Source organism: Bradyrhizobium sp. AZCC 1610, from assembly GCF_036924515.1.
Classification (GTDB): domain Bacteria; phylum Pseudomonadota; class Alphaproteobacteria; order Rhizobiales; family Xanthobacteraceae; genus Bradyrhizobium.
The window spans coordinates 5816826-5835428 of the sequence record NZ_JAZHRR010000001.1 but is presented as its reverse complement, the minus strand read 5'-3'; the positions used below and the strand labels follow the sequence as shown (position 1 = coordinate 5835428).

The window sequence follows — 18603 nt, the reverse complement described above, 5'->3', positions numbered from 1 at the left end:
TGACGACATTACGCCATTTTAAGGTTTCCTCGCGCGGCAGACTGACGCCTTGTTTGCGGCGCCTGCAATGAACATCTTCTTCGGGCAAGAGGAGAGGGTTTCATTGAGCGCACATCAAAAAGAACTGGACCGGCACTTTGCCTGGTTTCAGAAGAAGCTGCCGTCGGGGCCGTCGAAGTTCGTCGGCTGGGTACGTAAGCCATCATCGATCTACGTCCGTATTCCGCTCGCGTTTCTCCTGGTTGTCGGCGGCTTTCTCAGCTTCCTGCCGGTGCTCGGACTCTGGATGCTGCCGCTCGGACTCCTTTTGTTCGCGCAGGACGTGCCGCCGCTGCAGAAGCCGATGGCGCAAGGGCTCGGATGGATCGAGCGCAAATGGCTTGAACGCGAGCGTGCAAAACTCGAACGCGAGCGCGCAAAAAGCGCGCAATGAGCGCAATCAAGGTCTTGCAAGGCGGCCTTGCCGATTTCCGTTCGGTCACCGGGGTTGCACGGTGTGACTCAAAAACCAGCCTTGTTGGCAATTAAGTGGCTTCATCGCGGCACAGGATAAATTTTTCTTTCACGAATCAGCGCGCTGATTCATTTTCAGCTTCTGGGGTCAACTGGAGGCCAAGATATGAACGTAATTGTTTTCGCATCACGTAAGGGGGGCTCGGGAAAGAGTACCCTGGCTGCTCATCTCGCTGCCCATGTTCACAAGGCAACGAAGCCCATCCTTCTGGTCGATGCCGACCCGCAGGGATCGCTTACGCTCTGGCATAAATTGCGCGGCACCAACGAACCGCCGATCAAGGCCGCGGTGAATTCCGTCAGCGGCATCGTCGCTGCCGCCAAGCGCGACGGCATCGAATGGGTATTCATCGACACGCCGCCCAATCTGTCGGCCGTCGTCGACGACGCGATCCGCAACGCCACGATGGTGATCATTCCGGCGCGGCCCGGCGTGTTCGACGTCAACGCGGTGCAGGAAACGATTCAGACCTGCCGCTCGGCGCGCAAGCCCTACGCGGTCGTGATCAACGGCGCGCCTGCCGAACGCGACAGCGTCGAGAGCCGCATCGTCACCATCGCGCGCGAAGCGCTGGCTAAATTCCGTGCGCCGGTGTGGAGCGGCCAGATCACCAACCGCGCCGATCTGTTGATGGCGCTGAGCCAGGGCGAAGGCGCCCGCGAATATTACGCCGAAGGCCGCGCGGCGGCGGAGATCACCAGGCTGTGGGGCGCGATCGAACGTTCGATCAAGGCGATCCGCGGAACGGCATCGGCATCGGGCGCCATGCACAAGCAGGCGGCGTAACAACGCCGCTTTCTTTTCCCGGACTGACAAAGACGCGCGGCGCTCCGCGCGTTTTTCTTTTTGGGTGGCGAAGAACCCGTCATTGCGAGCGCAAGCGAAGCAATCCAGAAGGCCAAAAAGGAAGTCTGGATTGCTTCGTCGCTTCGCTCCTCGCAATGACGGAGGTAGAGGTGGTCTTACGCCACCATCAGCACGTAGAACACCACGACCGGCGACAGCGTCAGGATCACCGACCAGATGCCGACGCCCCACAGAATGTCCTCGGTGGAAAATCCCTGTTGAGGGATGGTGTTGTTGTTTTCGAAGTGCACGGCGCGCCCCCGCGTTTTTGTTGCTCCCGGCATCTTGATACGCGACCGGTTTTAAAGACCCGGTTGCGATTTCGCTTGCATTTGACCGCGCCTGCTACCGCCGGTTAACCACCGCGATATCCTGGTTAATGGCTGGTGAGTGCGAAGCCGCAACTTCGAGCGAAGGCCCGACCGCGACATTAAAATTTTAACTGTAGGTATTTCTCCTCAAGGAACATCACCGGGGGGAATGACAATGATCACGCATGACAAAAAATATCCGATCGGCGAACTCGCCCAGCGAGCGCATGACGTTCTGCTGGTGTCGTCGTTTGCCATCTGGGCGATGGTGCTCGGCTTCGCGCCGGTACTGACCTATCGCCTGCTGGTCAGCTGATCCAGTTGCTCCCTCCCGCCATCGAGGCGAGAGGGAGCCGGTCGCATCCTACGCCCGCCGCAACAGCTGCGGCCTGCGTCGCTCGATTTCCTCGTCAAGCAACGCCGCGAGCTCCGCGCTCACCTCCACCATCGGCAGGCGAACCTCGGCGCTGTCGATCAGCCCGCCGCGCGCCAGCCAGTATTTTGCGGGCGCAGGGCTCGGCTCGGCGAACAGCAGCCGGGTCAGCGCGGAAATGGCCTTCCAGCCCGCCAGCGCGGCGTTACGGTCGCCCTGCTTCAACAGCGTCCGCACCGATGCGAAGGCGTCGGTCTCCAGATGCGCCGACAGCAGGATCGCGCCATCGGCGCCGTCGGCGAGCGCTTCGTGATACAGCGCGTCTTCGCCGGTCAGCACGCGGAAGCCGGATGGCCGTCTGCCCAGGAAATCGATCGACTGCGCGCGGTCGGCGCCGCAATCCTTCATGCCGACGATGTTCGGATGCAAGGCGAGCTGCAGCAGCGTCTCGTTGGTGAGGCTGACGCCGGTCCGGTAGGGGATGTTGTAGAGCACGATCGGCCACGAGGCGTGATCGGCGAGTGCGGTGAAGTGCTGCACCAGGCCGCGCTGCGAGGGGCGGATGTAATAGGGGCTCGCGATCAGATAACCGTCGATCGGCCAGGTCGCCGTCTCATCCAGCGCATCCAAGAGCTTCGCGGTAGAGGCGCCTGACAGGCCCAACAGGATCGGCAGGTGGCGACCGCTGCCGGACAGCTCGCCGCGCGTTACCGTCACCAGCCGCTCGAGTTCGTCCGCACGGAGCGACATGCCTTCGCCCGACGTCGCCGCGAGAATGAAGCCATCGACCGGGCCCGCCGCGTAGTGCCTGACGAGCCGGCGTAACGACGCCTCGTCGAGTTCGCCGTCGCGAAACGGCGTGATGAGCGGCAGCCACAGGCCCTGCAAGCGGCTTGTGAGATCGTTAGTCGAAGGGGCAGTCATCGTTCCATCTCCTCATGGGGTGAACCGGAGACGGGACCAACAAAAAAACCCCGTCCAGACGGCGGGGCTTTCGGATCGCGGGTTGCGGCAGACTAGCGCGCGCGTCGATCTCGGGTCCCCAAGTGGGGACCTTTTTTCGACGACAAAGCTGCGCACGAACGCGTGATCATGTGCGGATGATGGTGGCAGGGGACCTCAATGTCAATCCGCGCAGCACCTTGGCCTGCCGATGAAAAAGACTTGTCGATGAAAAAGGCCTGTCGATGAAAAAGACTTGGGCCTGAAAAGACTTGGGCCTGAAAAGACTTGTCGATGAAAAGACTTGGGCGCAAAAAAAAGCCGGGCCCAAGAGAGCCCGGCTTGAGGTATTGGCCACGTGAGGCCGACACAATCACCTTCCAAGAGGGATTACTGAACTGCCGCGCCACTGGAGGAGGGGGACATATGCGCGACGCGACCGCTCAGCGTTTGAGCACTATGATCCTCATCAGTGCTGTGCAGCAACCGTCCAAGCCGCATGTCAGTCATGCGGTGAGCGGGCCCTCTATAAAATAGGCTAATCCGCAAAGCGGGATGACGAAACGTCACCGCTTCCTAGGAGGGCCAGCGCTGCGCCTTGCTCACCACGAAATCGCGGAACACCTGCACGCGTGCGACTGTCTTCAGTTCCTCGGGATAGACGAAATACGTATCGACTTGAATCGAGTCGGTTTCGCCGAACAGCTGCACCAAGCGGTTGTTCTCCTCGACCAGGTAGTCGGGCAGCGCGGCGATGCCGAGCCCCTGCTGGCAGGCGCGGACCAGCCCCAGGATATTGTTGACCTTAAAATAGGCTTCGCGCGGGCCCGAGCCGTTGCGGCCGGCGTCGATCAGCCAGCTGCGGTTCGCCAAATGCGGCGGCACCTGGGAATCGCCAAGCATGATGATGCGATGCGAGTCGAGGTCGTCGAGCGTCCGCGGCGTGCCGAAGCGCTTGATGTATTCGGGCGAGCAATAGGCATGGAAGCCGATCGAGAACAGCTTGCGCTGGATCAGGTCCGGCTGGGTCGGCTTGCGGGTCCGGATCGCGACGTCGGCCTCGCGCATCGACAGATCGAGATCCTCGTCGGTGACGATCAGCGAGATGCGGATATCAGGATAGAGCGCGGTGAACTCGTCGAGCCGCGGGATCAGCCAGTTGATGCCGAGCGCCGGCGGCGTGGTGATCTTGAGGTCGCCGCTCGGCCGCTCGCGGCTGTCGGTCAGCTTGGCGCGCGCCGCCTGCAACTGCATGAACACGTCATGCGCGGTGCGGAACAGCAAGTCGCCCTGCTCAGTGAGGATGAGCCCGCGCGCGTGGCGATGGAACAGCGACACCGCGAGCTCCTGCTCCAGCGCGCTGACCTGCCGCGATACCGCCGATTGCGAAAGGCCGAGTTGCTCGCCGGCATGGGTAAAGCTTCCCGCTTCCGCCGCCGCGTGAAACACCTTCAGCTTGTCCCAATCCATGTCCGTAGATCCGTTCCGCGTTCGAACCATGACTATTCTGCCGCCGCGCGGTCGCTCGCGCGCAAAGCCAGGAAACGTTCAGCCTCAAGGGCGGCCATGCAGCCGAGGCCGGCCGCCGTGACCGCCTGCCGGTAAGTTTCGTCGGCCACGTCGCCGGCGGCGAACAGGCCGGGAATCGAGGTGGCGGTCGAGTTCGGCGCCACCTCGACATAGCCGGAGGGTTTCAGCTTGATCTGGCCTTTGACGAGGTCGGTTGCGGGCGCGTGGCCGATGGCGATGAAGACGCCGTCGGCCGGCACATCGGTCAGCGTGCCGGTCCTGACGTTCTTCAGGCGAACATGGGTGACCTTGCCGGGATTTTCGGTGCCGCAGATTTCGTCGATCGCGGAGTCCCAGACCACCTTGATCTTGGGGTTCTTGAACAGGCGATCCTGCAGGATGCGCTCGGCGCGGAAGTGATCGCGGCGATGCACGATCGTCACCTGCGAGGCGAACTTGGTGAGGAACAGCGCTTCCTCGACCGCGGTATTGCCGCCGCCGACGACCATGACTTCCTTGCCGCGGTAAAAGAAGCCATCGCAGGTCGCGCAGGCCGAGACGCCAAAACCCTTGAACTTTTCTTCCGAGGGGATGCCGAGCCAGCGCGCCTGCGCGCCGGTGGCGAGGACCACGGTTTCCGCCAGATAGACGTCGCCGCTGTCGCAGGTCAGCCGGAACGGCCGCTGCGCCAGCTCAAGCTTGTTGACGAAGTCGGTGACAATCTTGGTGCCGACATGCGCCGCCTGCTTCTCCATCTGTTCCATCAGCCACGGGCCCTGGATGACGTCGGCGAAGCCGGGGTAGTTTTCCACGTCGGTGGTGATGGTGAGTTGTCCGCCGGGCTGGATGCCCTGGATCAGCACCGGCTCCAGCATCGCGCGCGCCGCGTAGATCGCTGCGGTGTAACCGGCGGGGCCGGAACCGATAATGACGACCTTGGCATGGATAGGCGCGGGCATCGGCGGATCCCTCTCTTATTCGGGGGTTTGTTCGTGACTTAAGCAGAAAGCGCCCGGAAGGACGTCGCGGGGCGCTGAAAGTGTCAAATCCAAGTCTAAGATATCTGGGTAGCTATGCAAGAATTGCAATTCATCCCAGCGAATTTTCCCCGGAACTGAAGTAACAATCGCGAAATATGGCAATGCACGCGCAATAAAATTGCGCAAGTCGCGCGGCCTGCGCTAAGAGAGTTGCCAGTAGACCTGCCAAGCGCAGCCAAAACCAGGGAACCCGACGCGCGTGTCGAAGAATCTTGACGAAATCGACCTCAAAATCCTTGCCGAGATCCAGGCCGACGGCCGAATCACCAACGTCGAACTGGCCAAACGCGTCGGTATTTCGCCGCCACCCTGCCTGCGCCGGGTCCGCACGCTGGAGGAAGAGGGCTACATCCAGGGTTACCGCGGCCTGCTGGATCCACGCCGGCTCGGCTTCGATGTCACGGTGTTTGCTTCAGTTCATCTGTCCAGCCAGGCGGACGCGGATTTGCGCGCGTTCGAGGATTTCGTCCGCGCCGAGCCGTTGGTGCGGGAATGCTGGATGCTGTCGGGCGAGGTCGATTTCATCCTCAAATGCGTCGCGCCCGACATGGCGACGTTTCAGGATTTCGTCACGCACCTGACGGCAGCACCCCACGTGCGCAACGTGCGGACGTCGCTGGTGCTGCACAATTCGAAATATGAAGCGGCGGTGCCGCTCGATGTGAAGGTTGCGGGCTGAGTCGCCTCAGCGTCATTGCGAGGAGCCAACGGGCGGCGCTTTGCGCCGACCCGTTGGCTCGCAATGACGAACAAGACTTCAGTTACTTCTTCCGCATCTCGTCGACGCTGTATGGCCCGCCGCCCGCGGTCGACAGGTAGAGGCAGGCGAAGCAGAACAGGATCGCGAGCGTGCCGCCGTTGATGATCGGAAAAAAATTCCTCGGCGCATGACCGATGAAATAAGCAAAGGCCATCTCGCCGGCAAGAATGAAGGCGACGGGCCGTGTGAACAGTCCGAGCAGCAAAAGCGCGCCCAGAATCAACTCGAGCGCACCGGCTATTCCCGGTAGCGACATCAACTGCACCTTGTTGAGGAAGGCGGCAGCGTTACCCTCCGGAATTGTCGGAAACTTCAGAATCTTCGCTACGCCGAATTGAAACAGCAGCAGTCCGGTAACGAAGCGAAACAGGCTCAGCGCCGTCGGCTGCCATTTCGCGAGCATCTTGTCGATTTGGTCCATGTCATCGTCCCCCTTTGGTTTGACGCGCTAGAACTTAGCGTGCCGATATTACACGGTGTTGGCGTATTGCGTGTGATGCCGACACAACACCTGTGAAACTGAATCATTCCCCTCGCGCGTGATCGGTTGGCAATGTCGTCGCGATTGCAGCGCAACAACGTAGCCGTGCGGCACGCGGCCTTCTTCCGCAGGTCGGAGTGCGCCTCCCGCCGCATCTCTTCTTGCGTCGAAATGACGACGCGTCGCCGCTCCGACCCCGGCAACGCAATCTCTCATTTAGTTATGGTCGATAATCATTATCGAAATTCAGTTATTATGAAAACCCGCCGCACCTCCACTCACAATCCTGTCAGTACGCAGCCAACAAAAAAGCCGCGTGGCAAACGCGGCTTTGTCGCAACAGTAACTTGCAGGTGACTAGCGAAACTCGACCTTGGTGATTTCATAGGCCTTGGCGCCGCCGGGAGCCACAACTTCCACGGTCGAGCCCTTCTTCTTGCCGATCAGAGCGCGGGCCAGTGGCGAGGTGATCGAGATGCGGCCCTTCTTGGCATCGGCTTCCGGCTCGCCGACGATTTGCCACACTGCTTTCTTCTCGGTGTCCTCGTCGATCAGCGTGACGGTGGCGCCGAACTTGACGGTGTCGCCGGACAGTTTCGAGATGTCGATGATGTCGGCGCGCGCGAGCTTGTCTTCGAGCTCGGCGATACGGCCTTCATTGTGCGATTGCTCTTCCTTGGCGGCGTGATATTCCGCGTTCTCCGAAAGGTCGCCATGCGAGCGCGCCTCGGCGATATGCTCGATGATGCGCGGACGCTCCACCGACTGGCGCTGCTTCAACTCAACCTCCAGGGCGGCATAGCCGCTCGCGGTCATCGGAACCTTTTCCATCATCATCTCTTCTGTCCTTCGATCGTGCGAACCGCCAAAAGGCTGCGCGCACGAGCCACGCTTTCGATTCGATCAGGCTTTTCGGCTCGACACGCGAGCCTGCCAGCCTATTGAGTTCCGGCCCCGTCAGGGGCCGGCAAACATCCAAACGAACGGTGGGTTCCAGCCTACCGGCCTTGTTGCCAATCGTTTAGCGGGCATTTGAGGCCGGCTGACGATCAGTTTTCGGAAAAGTAGCTCTGCAGGGTGCGGACCTCAAGGTCCCCGCCCAGATAGGCGCGGATGCCCTGGGCGGCCGCCACAGCACCTGAAAGAGTGGTGTAATATGGCACTTTATGCAAGAGGGCAGCCCGCCGCAACGAACGGCTGTCGGCCAGCGCCTGCGGCCCCTCCGTGGTGTTGAAAACGAGCTGGATATCGCCATTGGTGATGGCGTCGACGATGTGCGGCCGTCCCTCCAGCACCTTGTTGACCTTCTCGGTCGGAATGCCCTGATCGGTCAGGAAGCGCTGGGTGCCTGATGTGCCCATCACCTTGAAGCCGAGCGAGTGCAGCAAGCGCACCGCTTCCGCGATGCGGTTCTTGTCGATCTCGCGCACCGAGACGAATACGGTGCCCTTGCGCGGCACGCGGGTGCCGCCGCCGAGTTGGCTCTTGGCAAAGGCGATCTCGAAGGAGCGGTCGATGCCCATGACCTCGCCGGTCGAGCGCATCTCCGGACCGAGCACGGTATCGACGCCGGGGAAGCGCGCGAACGGGAAGACAGACTCTTTCACGCCGACATGGCCGAGCTGCTTCTTCTTCAGCTTGAAGTCGGCGAGCTTCTCGCCGGCCATGATCCGTGCGGCGATCTTCGCCACCGGCGTGCCGACGACCTTGGCGACGAACGGCACGGTGCGCGACGCCCGCGGATTGACCTCGAGCACGTGGATCTCGCCGTCCTTGATGGCATATTGCACGTTCATCAGGCCGACGACGTCGAGGCCGAGCGCCAGCTCGCGGGTCTGCCGCTCGAGCTCCTCGATCATCTTCGCATCCAGCGAATGCGGCGGCAGCGAGCAGGCGGAATCGCCGGAATGGATGCCGGCTTCCTCGATATGCTCCATGATGCCGACGATGAAAGTGTCCTTGCCGTCGCACAGGCAGTCGACGTCGATCTCGATGGCGTCGGACAGATAGCGGTCGAACAGCAGCGGATTGGTGCCGAGCACGGTATTGATCTGCCCGGTCTTGTCGTTGGGATAGCGCGCCTTGACGTCACCCGGCACCAGCTCCGGCAAGGTGCCGAGCAGGTAATCGCCGAGCTGGGTCTCCTCGCGGATGATCTGCATCGCGCGGCCGCCGAGCACGTAGGACGGGCGCACCACCAGCGGCAGGCCGAGATCGGCGGCCACCAGCCGCGCCTGCTCGACCGAGTAGGCGATGCCGTTCTTGGGCTGCTTTAATCTGAGCTTGTCGAGCACGCGCTTGAAGCGGTCGCGGTCTTCGGCAAGGTCGATGGCGTCGGGCGAGGTGCCCAGGATCGGCACATCGGCGGCTTCCAGTGCACGCGCCAGCTTGAGCGGGGTCTGGCCGCCGAACTGCACGATCACGCCGTGCAGCGTGCCGTTCTGCCGTTCGGTGGCGATGATTTCCAGCACGTCCTCGGCGGTGAGCGGCTCGAAATAGAGCCGGTCGGCGGTGTCGTAGTCGGTCGATACCGTCTCCGGATTGCAGTTGACCATGATGGTCTCATAGCCGGCGTCGGAGAGCGCGAAGCAGGCGTGGCAGCAGCAATAGTCGAATTCGATGCCCTGGCCGATCCGGTTCGGGCCGCCGCCGAGGATGACGACCTTCTTCCTGTCCGACGGCGCGCTCTCATCCGCGAGCGCGCCCGCGAACGGTGCCTCATAGGTCGAATACATGTAGGCGGTGGGGGAGGCGAATTCCGCAGCACAGGTGTCGATGCGCTTGAAAACCGGGCGAACGCCGAGCGCGTGCCGTTTTGCGGTGATCTCGGCCTCGGTGGACTCGGACAGCACGGCCAGCCGCGCGTCCGAAAAGCCCATCGCCTTCAGCATGCGCATGCCGTAGCCGTTCGGCGGCAGGCCGTTTGCCTTGATCTTTGCTTCCATGTCGACGATGCCGCGCATCTCGCTGAGGAACCAGGGATCGATCTTGCAGGAATTGAAGATCTCCTCGTTCGACCAGCCGAGCCGCATCGCCTGCGCCACCTGCAGGATGCGGTTCGGCGTCGGCGTGCCGAGGGCGGCGCGGATCGCGTTCTTGTCGTCGCCGCGCCCCAGCCCCTCGATCTCGATCTCGTCGAGTCCGGTCAGGCCGGTCTCGAGCCCGCGCAACGCCTTCTGCAGGCTCTCCTGGAAGGTGCGGCCGATCGCCATCACTTCGCCGACCGACTTCATCGACGTCGTCAGCGTGGTGGAGGCGCCGGGAAATTTCTCGAACGCGAAGCGGGGAACCTTGGTAACTACGTAATCGATCGTCGGCTCGAACGAGGCGGGCGTGGCGCCGCCGGTGATGTCGTTGGCGATTTCATCGAGCGTGTAGCCGACCGCTAGCTTGGCGGCGACCTTGGCGATCGGAAAGCCGGTGGCCTTGGAAGCCAGCGCCGAGGAGCGCGACACGCGCGGGTTCATCTCGATCACGACCATGCGGCCGTCGTCGGGGTTGACGCCGAACTGCACGTTGGATCCGCCGGTCTCCACCCCGATCTCGCGCAGCACCGCGATCGAGGCGTCGCGCATGATCTGGTATTCCTTGTCGGTCAGCGTCAGCGCCGGCGCCACCGTGATGGAATCGCCGGTGTGCACGCCCATCGGATCGAGGTTCTCGATCGAGCAGACGATGATGCAATTATCCTTCTTGTCGCGCACAACCTCCATCTCGAACTCTTTCCAGCCGAGCACGGATTCCTCGATCAGCACTTCGTTGGTCGGGGAGGCGTCGAGGCCGCGTTCGATGATGTCGAGAAACTCTTCCTTGTTGTAGGCGATGCCGCCGCCGGTGCCGCCCATGGTGAAGGAGGGGCGGATGATCGCGGGCAGCCCGATTTCGGACAGCGCCATCAGCGCTTCGCCGAGCGCGTGCTCCTGGTAACGCTTGCGGCGCTCGTTTTCGCCGAGCGTCCATTGCCGCTCGCACTCTTCCAGCGCCTCGCCCGACAGCTTCTCGCGCTCGGCGTGGTGCTTGTCGCGATAGGATTTCTTCAAAGCCGAGGCGTTGGCGAGCCGCGATTTCGGCGTCTGCAGGCCGATCTTCTCCATGGCGTTGCGAAAAAGCTGGCGATCCTCGGCCTTGTCGATGGCATCGGCGGTGGCGCCGATCATCTCGACGTCGAATTTGTCGAGCGTGCCCTGCCGGCGCAGCGACAGCGCGCAGTTCAGCGCGGTCTGGCCGCCCATGGTGGGCAGCAGCGCAAAGCCGCCCGGGATGACGTAGCGTTCCTTCTCGATGATCTTGGCGACGATTTCGGGGGTGATCGGCTCGATATAGGTCGCATCCGCCAGTTCCGGGTCGGTCATGATGGTGGCCGGATTGGAATTGACGAGGACGATGCGGTAGCCCTCTTCCTTCAGCGTCTTCACCGCCTGGGTGCCGGAATAGTCGAATTCGCAGGCCTGGCCGATCACGATGGGACCGGCGCCGATGATCAGGATGGTGGAGATATCTGTTCTTTTGGGCATCAGCTCTCAGACTGGAAATTGGGCACAAAAAAAGGGCGCGCATACCGCGCGTCCCCTAAGCCAAGAGCGCGGGTCACCCTCGCGCGCGGGTGGTCTTTAGACCAGATTCCGCACCCGCGAAACCCCCAAAAACTGGCCATCAACCACGATTTTCGGGAAAATCAGAGGTGTTTTGCCGAGGCCCGGCTTCGCCCTTCGGGCTACGCCGCGGCAGCCTTCGCCACGATAGGGCTTGCCGAGCCGTACCCGCCGTCGCTCTCCGAGCTATGGCGGGGCAAGGCTGGCTCGCCAAGCCGAAGCTGCGTCAGCAGCGAAGGCTGGAGGCCCGGCCTGGATTTGAACCAGGATAAAGAGCATTGCACTGCTCTCGCGTCGTCGCTTCCGCCACCGGGCCGAGGCGATAATTGCTCATCACGGCGCGGTGAACCACCCCTTACCGCACTTTAGGGTTAACAACCTCAGCGGGCGGTAAGACTCAATTGCGGTTGGAAAGCGTGCCGCGCCACGAAGGTCATCCGCCATGGGTTGTGGCCGATATTGAACGGGGCGCGCGAGGCTGAAAGGCCGGCGGCGGCGAGCTTCTCGATCATCTCGTCTTCGCGGTAGCGTTGCAGCCCGACACGGGTGCGCAGCTGCCGGTAGTCTGACAGCGCCGTACTCGCGAGGCCGTACAGGGCGTCTTTCAGGAAGCCGTGGGTGCTTGCGAATTTCAAGAGCGCCAGCACATCTCTGGTCATGCCGACTTCGGGCCGCAGGATGTCGCCGAGCACCAGGCGACCGTTGGGCTTCAATAGCCGGCGAATGACGGCAAACGCCGAATCCAGCTCCTCCGGCGTCATGTATTGCGCGACCGAATTCATGACGACGAGATCGACCGTTTCCTCCATCTTCCGCAAGTCATCCAGCGAGCGGACGCGGATCTTGGTGTTAGGCGCAAAGCGCGCGATCAGCCGGCCGCGGACACCGGGGGCAGGCTCGGCCAGATAGAGCTTGCCACAGGCGTCCGCCACCTTGGCGGCGGACAGCGCCTCGCCGCAGGCATAGTCCAGCACCACGGAATCCGGCGAAGAAATATAGCCGATGATGTCGCGCGCGATGATCTGGAAATGCAGGTCACGATGCAGCTTGCTCGCATAAATCGTATGCGTGGAATCGTAATAGTCGATCCATTCATCCATGCGCGCGCGTCCGTAAAATCAGCGGGTTCCGGCACCGGAACCAGCCTGAAGGTGATGCGTTAGGTCGTCCGACAGCCGATGTCCATCGCCGCCGCTATCCGGTTCCTAACAGGAAGGTGCAACGTGAGCAAAACCAACAACAAATCCGGCAAGGTATCCCCCGACCTCGACACGCCGACCGACCTGCCGCCGGCCGCGGTGGACAAGATCTCGGCGTCGCTCAATACGTTGCTGGCGGATGCATTCGCCCTGTATCTGAAGACCAAGAATTTCCACTGGCATGTCAGCGGCCGGCATTTCAACGACTATCATCTGATGCTGGACCAGCAGTCCGAAGCGATCTTCGCCACCACCGACCAGCTCGCCGAACGGGTGCGCAAGCTCGGCGGCACCACGATCCGCTCGATCGGACAGATCGCGAAGCTGCAGACCATCCAGGACAACAACGACGTCTATGTGCCGCCGCGCGAAATGCTGCGCGAGTTGATGGAAGACAACAAGAAGATGGCCGCCGCGATGCGCAAAGCCCACAAGCTTTGCGACGATCATGAGGATTCCGGCAGCGCAAGCCTGCTCGAAGTCTTCATCGACGAGACCGAGCGCCGCACCTGGTTCCTGTTCGAGGCCAGCCGCCAGGAAGGCGCCAACGCAGCGTGATCGCGGCGGCGCTTGAGCAGGCGCGCAGGGTCGGCCTTGGCATCTCTGCGGCCGGCTGCCTGCAGGACATTCTCATCGCGTCCAGGCCGGTTTTGCGGTAGGCTGCGGTGCGGCTTCGAACAGCGGCTGCCCGAAGCTTTTGCTGCGATCCGAAGGAGGCGGGAGATGCCTATCTCTTTTCCGATGATCGTTATGAGTTCGCAGTTGGTCGTCGCAGTGGCCGACGGGGTGCCGAAATTCGACGTTGCCCGGAGTTGCAAGCTCGACGTCGCTGCCACCGCGGGCCTGTCCGTTGACCAGTCGATAAAGAACTGCGTGAACGATGAACAGAAAGCGAAGCGGCAGCTCGCAAGCCAATGGTCGAAATTCCCCGCGCCAGGCCGGGCAAGCTGCATCTCGCAAGAGAGCATCGGTGGCACGCCAAGTTACGTCAGTCTGCAGACATGCCTCCAGATGGGTCAGTGGGCCCGTTAGCTGCTCTGGGCCGGTTTTTCACTCAGGCGATTGACGCTGGCGGCCTCCGGCTAATGCTAATGGGTGCTGGCGGGACGAAAGCATCACTGCGTCAGGCGTAATGATCAAACTCGCTCAGTGCGATTCGCACCTCGCGGGCAAAATCAACAAGCGATGCAGTGAAGGCACCAAGGGCAACCATGAACAGGATGGCCACCCCGCGCTCATGCTGAATCTGGAACAACGCACTTGCAAACGCGACGATGACAACGAGCGTTACCGAGATACTGCCGATCACGGCCCAGAAGATTGCCCGGTTCAGCATGGCCGCACGTCGCATCAGACGTGGGAGATCAGCCTTCAGCCGGCATCTCACATCGTCGTCGGATATCCCGTTCAGGACAATCGTTCTGTCAACGATACGATTTAGACGGGAGATCAGGACCGCAATGAAGGCCGCCAGCGCGCCCAGAAGGAACGCGGGCGCCGCAGCCTGCGAGATCACTTGGGATAGCTGACTGATCGATGGTGTCTCTGGATACATTGAATCCGGTCAGAACACTCCGCTCTCTTAGGTCACCCGCTGCAGTGGCGGTTGCTTCCACTTGCCGTCCGTTGCCGCTTCTTTCGGCCAGTAGAGGCGCATGATCATGGAGAATGGCCCCTTGGGCGCGGGCAGCCAGTTGGCTTCTTTGTCCTTGCCGGGGGATTCGTTCTGGACAATCAGCGTCAGCCCGTCGTCGGCATCGCGCTTGAGCTGCGGCAGCATCGGTGAATTGATAAGATAGCGGTTGAGCGGATTGGCCACGAGCAGGCTCTGCGGCTCTTCATACATGGTCAGCGACCAGAATGCGTTGACCGGCGGCAATTCGCCCGGCGCAAAACGCAAGGTGTAACGGTTGGCGCCCTCAAGCTTCTGCTTCGTCGCATCCACGTAATAAACCGGATACATCGCCTCCTGCTTCGAATTGCCGTAAATTCCAAGAACCGCGGCCGCCATGCGATACAGATAATTGTTCTTCAGATATTCCCGCGTGCCGAACACCTCGCCCGCGGTCACCTTCCCCTCATCAAATTCTTTCTTCAGGGCAGCAAAGTCGGCCCAGGCGTCGGCCATGCCCTGCTCGATGGCCGTCTTCATCTCGGGCGAGAGCTTGCTGGCGTCAAAGGTCTTGCCTGCCCCGATGCCGATCTTGGCGAAGCGCGCCATGAGTGCTTGCTCGGACGGGACCGTCGGGCAGAACTGCAGGACGAAGTTCAGGATGCTGAAGAACTGCGGCGAGGTCTTCTCTTCTGCGGGCGTGAGCGGCTTGATAAAATCGATGGCGGGGGCGGCCTTGGGTGCGGGCTGGCCGAGAAACGCGGAGAGCGTCTGCACCTTGTAGCCGGCCTGCACCTTCCTCACATTGTCGATGTCATCCGGGTTGAAGAGCTGTGTGCGATATCCCGGGAACGCAAGTTCGGTCTCGCAGCGAAAGACTTTCTTGACGCCGTTGGGCGCTTCGCCTTTCCAGCCCGGCCCGGCGAGCAGGAAGCTGCCGCCTCCATTGCCGGTCGTGCGGGTGCCGATGTAGTCGAAGTTGAAGGTGTAATAATCGATGAGCTGGACGCTGAAATAGCGCTCCTTTTCCATCGCCGGCACGGTAAGCACAAGAGGTTCGGCACGCAGGTCCGCGCCGATGAACGAGTAAAGCGTGTCCGAGTTGGGCGTCTGGATCGCCTTGTCTGCGGGCGAAAAGAGACGTGAGCTGTTCCATATCTGGTTGAAGGGTCCCTTGTATTCCGGGTTCGCCTTATCCATCCAATAGGCATGCTGGATGCGGTAGTTGTCCACGATCGGGAAGCCGTAAACGTAGGCTTCCTTGGCGATGGCGCGGGCTTCCGCCGGACTGACGCCGGCCTGGGCGTGGGCTGCCGAGAAATGGAGTGCCGGGAGCAAAGCAACTCCGCCGACAAAGCCTCTTCGTGTGACGGTTCTCATGACTCTGGACCTTTCATTTCGTTCGTGTCGAACCTGCCGACATCAGTAGCGGATCTATCAAACCTTCTTTATGCCGGGCGGCTGCCAGGTGCCTGCGCCCGGTGGCAGGATCGATGGTGCTTCGGTCTTCGGCCAGTACAGCCGCATCACGAGATAAATCTCGCCATTCGGCGCCGGCAGCCAGTTGGATTCCTTGTCGGCGCCGGGCGAGTCTTTCTGGATATGCAGGGTGAGAGAGCCGTCCGGATTCTTTTTCAGGCCGGGCAGCATCGGCGAGTTGATCAGGTAGCGGTTAATGGGATTTTCGATCAGCAACTGCGTCTTGCCGTCATACATCGTCACCGACCAGAAGGCTTCTACCGGCGGATATTGTCCGGCAGCAAAGGTGAGCGTGTATTTGTTCTTGGAACCATCGAGTGTCTCGCCGTCGGCGAGCGTTTTGGTAAGCGGGTAGACGGCTTCTGCGGCGTCATTGCCATAAATGCCGCCTTTTGCAGCTGCTGCCCGCTTCAGCCAGTCACCGCTGTAGAACAGGCGATCTCCGAACAGCGACCCGACCTTCCACCCGTTGATGTTCTTGCTGCCGGTTGCGAGGTATTTCTCTACTTTCTCGTCGCCTTCCTTCATTCCAAGCCCGATTTCGACTTTGTGTGTGAGCGGAAGGTCCTTGAAGTCAAAGGTCTTGCCCGCGCCGACGCCGATGCGTGCGAGTTTTTCGCGAATGGCGCGTTCTTCCGGTCCTGCGGGCGCAAACTGCAGGGCGAAATCGAGGTATTCGAAAAAGTTCTTTTTCACGAGCTCCGCATCGGCCTTGGGAAAGTCGATCGCAGGCGCCGCTGATGGCGCGGGTTGCTTGAGATAGGCCGACAACGGCTGCGCCTTGTAGCCGGCCTGGACCTTTACGACGTTCGGCATGTCTTCCGGGTTGAAGAGCTGAGTGCGGATGGCAGCGAAAGCAAACTGCGTCGAGGACGCAAAGACTTTCTTGATTCCGGGCGGAGTGGCTCCCTGCCAGTTCGGCCCAACGACCATGTAATCTCCGGCGTCGCTACCGGTCGCGCGGCTGCCGATATAACCAAAATTGAACGTGTTGCCGTCGATCAGCTGCACTGTGTAATAGCGAGTCTTTTCCACGGCTGGCACAGAAACAACCATTGGTTCGGCGCGCAGATCAAACCATAAAGTGGAATATGGCGTGTCGCTGTTGGGCGTCACGACAGCGGTATCTTTGTATGTCGCGACATACGCCAGGTTTTTGATCTGATTGAACGGCGCCTTGAACTGGCTGTTCTTCGTGTCCACGGCGAACTCATACATGACAGCGTAGTTCATCACGATCGGCAGCCCGTAGATGAAGCCTTCCTCGGCGATGGCCTTGGCTTCGAGGATGTCAGGCCATTCGGCTTTGGCCTGCGCGTTTGCCGGGACAGGCGTCGTTGTAGTGATAATGAGTGCAGCTAGCGCTGCGGAACGAAGAAGGTCGCGTTTCGTCAACATGGTGCCGGCTCCTCTTCAGGGATGATTGTTTTCGCGCGGTCGAACGCCGGCGCCGAAGCGCCGGCGCACCTCAACTTTCATTGGGCCGAAATGCCCACCGTTGTTTGCGACCTCACGACCGGCGGCGGATTCCATTTGCCGGTCAGCGCTTCCGACTTCGGCGCGTAGAGGCGCATGGTCAGATTGAATGGCGCTTTCGGCGCGGGAAGCCAGTTGGCTTCGAGCTCCTTCCCGGGGCTCGCGTTCTGGAAATAGAGATCCAGCGAACCATCCGCATTGTACGTGAACGGCATCCAGCTGCTCACCGCAAAGCGATTCAGAGGATTACCGACCTGGAATCCTTCCTGATCGTAGAGCGTGATCGACCAGAATGCATTGACAGGAGGCGTGGCGCCCTTCTCGAAGGTGATGGTGTATTTGTTCGCGCCATCGAGCGGCTTGCCGGTGTCATCGGCAAGATTGAGCGGATAGATGGCATCCTCGACTACGTTCGCGCCCAGCCCCTGCTGCGCGAGAATGGCCCGCTTCAGGTAATAGTTGCCATACACGCCCACCGTGTCGGTGTTCATCGACCAGCCGTTGGCAACCCGCGCCAGCGTCGGCAGCTTCCAGGCCATCAGCTTTTGCGCATCCTGCGGTGCGGTTTCCACCGCCCTCTGCACGGTGGGATCGAGCTTGCCGATGTCAAAGCTCTTGCCAACCTCGATGCCGATTTTCTTCATCTGCGCGAGGATCGGCTCGTCGGTGATATGAGGAGGATGCAGCTTGAGCAGCTCTGCGGCATTGGCGAAATAGACGCCCGCCGACATCGTATCGACCTGGGTCTTCGGCGGCGTCTTCATATCGACGGTTGGGTCCGGCTTGAACTCGACCGGCCTGGGCGCTTTGCCATACTCGGAAAGCAGGGTGACCTTGTAGCCGGCCTGGATCTTGCGAACCGCAGCATAATCCGGTGGGCCGTCGGTCTTGGTCCGGCCGATCAGCCAGACGTAGGGCGTCGGCGCGTTGATGCGTTGGGTGTCTTTCGGCAGCTTGAACTCCTCAGCGAACTTGTCGCGCAGATCCGGCCGCCAGCCTGGCGGCGTCACCAGAAACGTCCCGGCCTTGGTGCCCGTCGTGCGCCAGCCCGGTGACGCAAAAACATCGGTCCACATGTCGAGCATCGGCAGCAGATAGTAGCGTCCATCGGTGTCCGGCGCCGAGATGACGACGGGCTCCTTGGTCATGTCCAGCCACGAGGCGGAATACAGCGTGTCGAAGTTGGAGCGCACCACGCCCTTGAAATCCGCCGGCGGGTATTCGGCCACGTTCATGAACGTGTTCATCGGACTTTTGAAATCGGTGGTGCCGTTGGTGAACTGCTTGCGAGATACGTCCATCGACAGCAGCGGGTAGAAGTAAACATAGGCGTCGACCGCGATGGCGTGCGCCTCCTGCTCGGTGATCGGCGCCGCCGCTTGGGCCAGCGCCACGGGCGCGGCTGTCGCGCCGAGGCAAAGAGACAATGTCAGGGGCAGAATTCCTCTAAGCATATCGGATCCTCCTCT

General features: G+C 61.3%; 17 protein-coding genes and 1 tRNA gene. 5 read left to right on the top strand and 13 right to left on the bottom strand.

Annotation, left to right across the window (positions count from 1 at the left end):
- Window positions 1-103: 103 nt before the first annotated feature.
- Complete coding sequence (locus V1279_RS28690; protein WP_442894832.1) at window positions 104-433, top strand: hypothetical protein; 330 nt, start codon at window positions 104-106, stop codon at window positions 431-433.
- A gap of 186 nt (window positions 434-619) precedes the next feature.
- Entirely contained in the window at window positions 620-1300 is a 681-nt protein-coding gene (locus tag V1279_RS28685) for a ParA family protein (protein WP_334442859.1), read from the top strand.
- A 176-nt stretch (window positions 1301-1476) separates the two neighbouring features.
- Here the strand turns inward: V1279_RS28685 and V1279_RS28680 are convergent, their stop codons facing one another.
- Window positions 1477-1611, bottom strand: coding sequence for a hypothetical protein (locus V1279_RS28680; RefSeq protein WP_334442856.1), 135 nt, complete (start codon window positions 1609-1611; stop codon window positions 1477-1479).
- Window positions 1612-1846: 235 nt separating this feature from the next.
- On the opposite strand from V1279_RS28680, the gene V1279_RS28675 reads away from it, so the two are divergent.
- The gene (locus V1279_RS28675) at window positions 1847-1987 is read left to right on the top strand and encodes a hypothetical protein (protein ID WP_334442854.1); all 141 of its coding nucleotides are present in this window, start codon (window positions 1847-1849) and stop codon (window positions 1985-1987) included.
- 48 nt (window positions 1988-2035) lie between these two features.
- Here the strand turns inward: V1279_RS28675 and dapA are convergent, their stop codons facing one another.
- The 3 genes from dapA to trxB all read right to left on the bottom strand — a co-directional run bounded on the left by dapA (window position 2036) and on the right by trxB (window position 5454).
- On the bottom strand, window positions 2036-2968 hold the full coding sequence (dapA, locus tag V1279_RS28670; RefSeq protein ID WP_334442851.1) for a 4-hydroxy-tetrahydrodipicolinate synthase: 933 nt from the start codon (window positions 2966-2968) through the stop codon (window positions 2036-2038).
- Between the two features lie 594 nt (window positions 2969-3562).
- The gene (locus V1279_RS28665) at window positions 3563-4486 is read right to left on the bottom strand and encodes a LysR family transcriptional regulator (RefSeq protein ID WP_334442847.1); all 924 of its coding nucleotides are present in this window, start codon (window positions 4484-4486) and stop codon (window positions 3563-3565) included.
- Window positions 4487-4488: 2 nt separating this feature from the next.
- The gene (gene trxB / locus V1279_RS28660) at window positions 4489-5454 is read right to left on the bottom strand and encodes a thioredoxin-disulfide reductase (RefSeq protein WP_334442844.1); all 966 of its coding nucleotides are present in this window, start codon (window positions 5452-5454) and stop codon (window positions 4489-4491) included.
- A 280-nt stretch (window positions 5455-5734) separates the two neighbouring features.
- Here trxB and V1279_RS28655 point away from each other — a divergent pair, with 280 nt between their 5' ends.
- Entirely contained in the window at window positions 5735-6214 is a 480-nt protein-coding gene (locus tag V1279_RS28655) for an Lrp/AsnC family transcriptional regulator (RefSeq protein WP_025590348.1), read from the top strand.
- Between the two features lie 82 nt (window positions 6215-6296).
- On the opposite strand, the gene V1279_RS28650 is transcribed toward V1279_RS28655, so the two are convergent.
- The 5 genes from V1279_RS28650 to V1279_RS28630 form a co-directional block, all read right to left on the bottom strand.
- The gene (locus tag V1279_RS28650) at window positions 6297-6707 is read right to left on the bottom strand and encodes a DoxX family protein (protein WP_334446607.1); all 411 of its coding nucleotides are present in this window, start codon (window positions 6705-6707) and stop codon (window positions 6297-6299) included.
- A 426-nt stretch (window positions 6708-7133) separates the two neighbouring features.
- Window positions 7134-7607: a transcription elongation factor GreA gene (gene greA, locus V1279_RS28645; protein WP_334442838.1), complete on the bottom strand. Its 474-nt coding sequence runs from the start codon at window positions 7605-7607 to the stop codon at window positions 7134-7136.
- A gap of 218 nt (window positions 7608-7825) precedes the next feature.
- Complete coding sequence (gene carB, locus V1279_RS28640) at window positions 7826-11290, bottom strand: carbamoyl-phosphate synthase large subunit (RefSeq protein ID WP_334442835.1); 3465 nt, start codon at window positions 11288-11290, stop codon at window positions 7826-7828.
- A 318-nt stretch (window positions 11291-11608) separates the two neighbouring features.
- Window positions 11609-11684 (bottom strand) — tRNA-OTHER (locus V1279_RS28635).
- Window positions 11685-11748: 64 nt separating this feature from the next.
- A complete protein-coding gene (locus V1279_RS28630; protein ID WP_334442832.1) occupies window positions 11749-12468 on the bottom strand; it encodes a class I SAM-dependent methyltransferase in 720 nt (239 codons plus the stop codon).
- A gap of 78 nt (window positions 12469-12546) precedes the next feature.
- Between V1279_RS28630 and V1279_RS28625 the strand changes: the two genes are divergently transcribed.
- A complete protein-coding gene (locus V1279_RS28625; protein WP_442894831.1) occupies window positions 12547-13125 on the top strand; it encodes a Dps family protein in 579 nt (192 codons plus the stop codon).
- A 565-nt stretch (window positions 13126-13690) separates the two neighbouring features.
- Here V1279_RS28625 and V1279_RS28620 read toward each other — a convergent pair.
- The 4 genes from V1279_RS28620 to V1279_RS28605 all read right to left on the bottom strand — a co-directional run bounded on the left by V1279_RS28620 (window position 13691) and on the right by V1279_RS28605 (window position 18588).
- Window positions 13691-14122 (bottom strand): DUF2721 domain-containing protein, encoded by a 432-nt coding sequence (locus V1279_RS28620; protein WP_334442828.1) that lies wholly within the window; start codon window positions 14120-14122, stop codon window positions 13691-13693.
- A gap of 27 nt (window positions 14123-14149) precedes the next feature.
- The gene (locus V1279_RS28615; RefSeq protein WP_334442826.1) at window positions 14150-15559 is read right to left on the bottom strand and encodes a DUF1254 domain-containing protein; all 1410 of its coding nucleotides are present in this window, start codon (window positions 15557-15559) and stop codon (window positions 14150-14152) included.
- A 57-nt stretch (window positions 15560-15616) separates the two neighbouring features.
- Entirely contained in the window at window positions 15617-17056 is a 1440-nt protein-coding gene (locus tag V1279_RS28610; protein WP_334442823.1) for a DUF1254 domain-containing protein, read from the bottom strand.
- Window positions 17057-17133: 77 nt separating this feature from the next.
- The gene (locus V1279_RS28605; protein ID WP_334442820.1) at window positions 17134-18588 is read right to left on the bottom strand and encodes a DUF1254 domain-containing protein; all 1455 of its coding nucleotides are present in this window, start codon (window positions 18586-18588) and stop codon (window positions 17134-17136) included.
- Window positions 18589-18603: the final 15 nt, after the last annotated feature.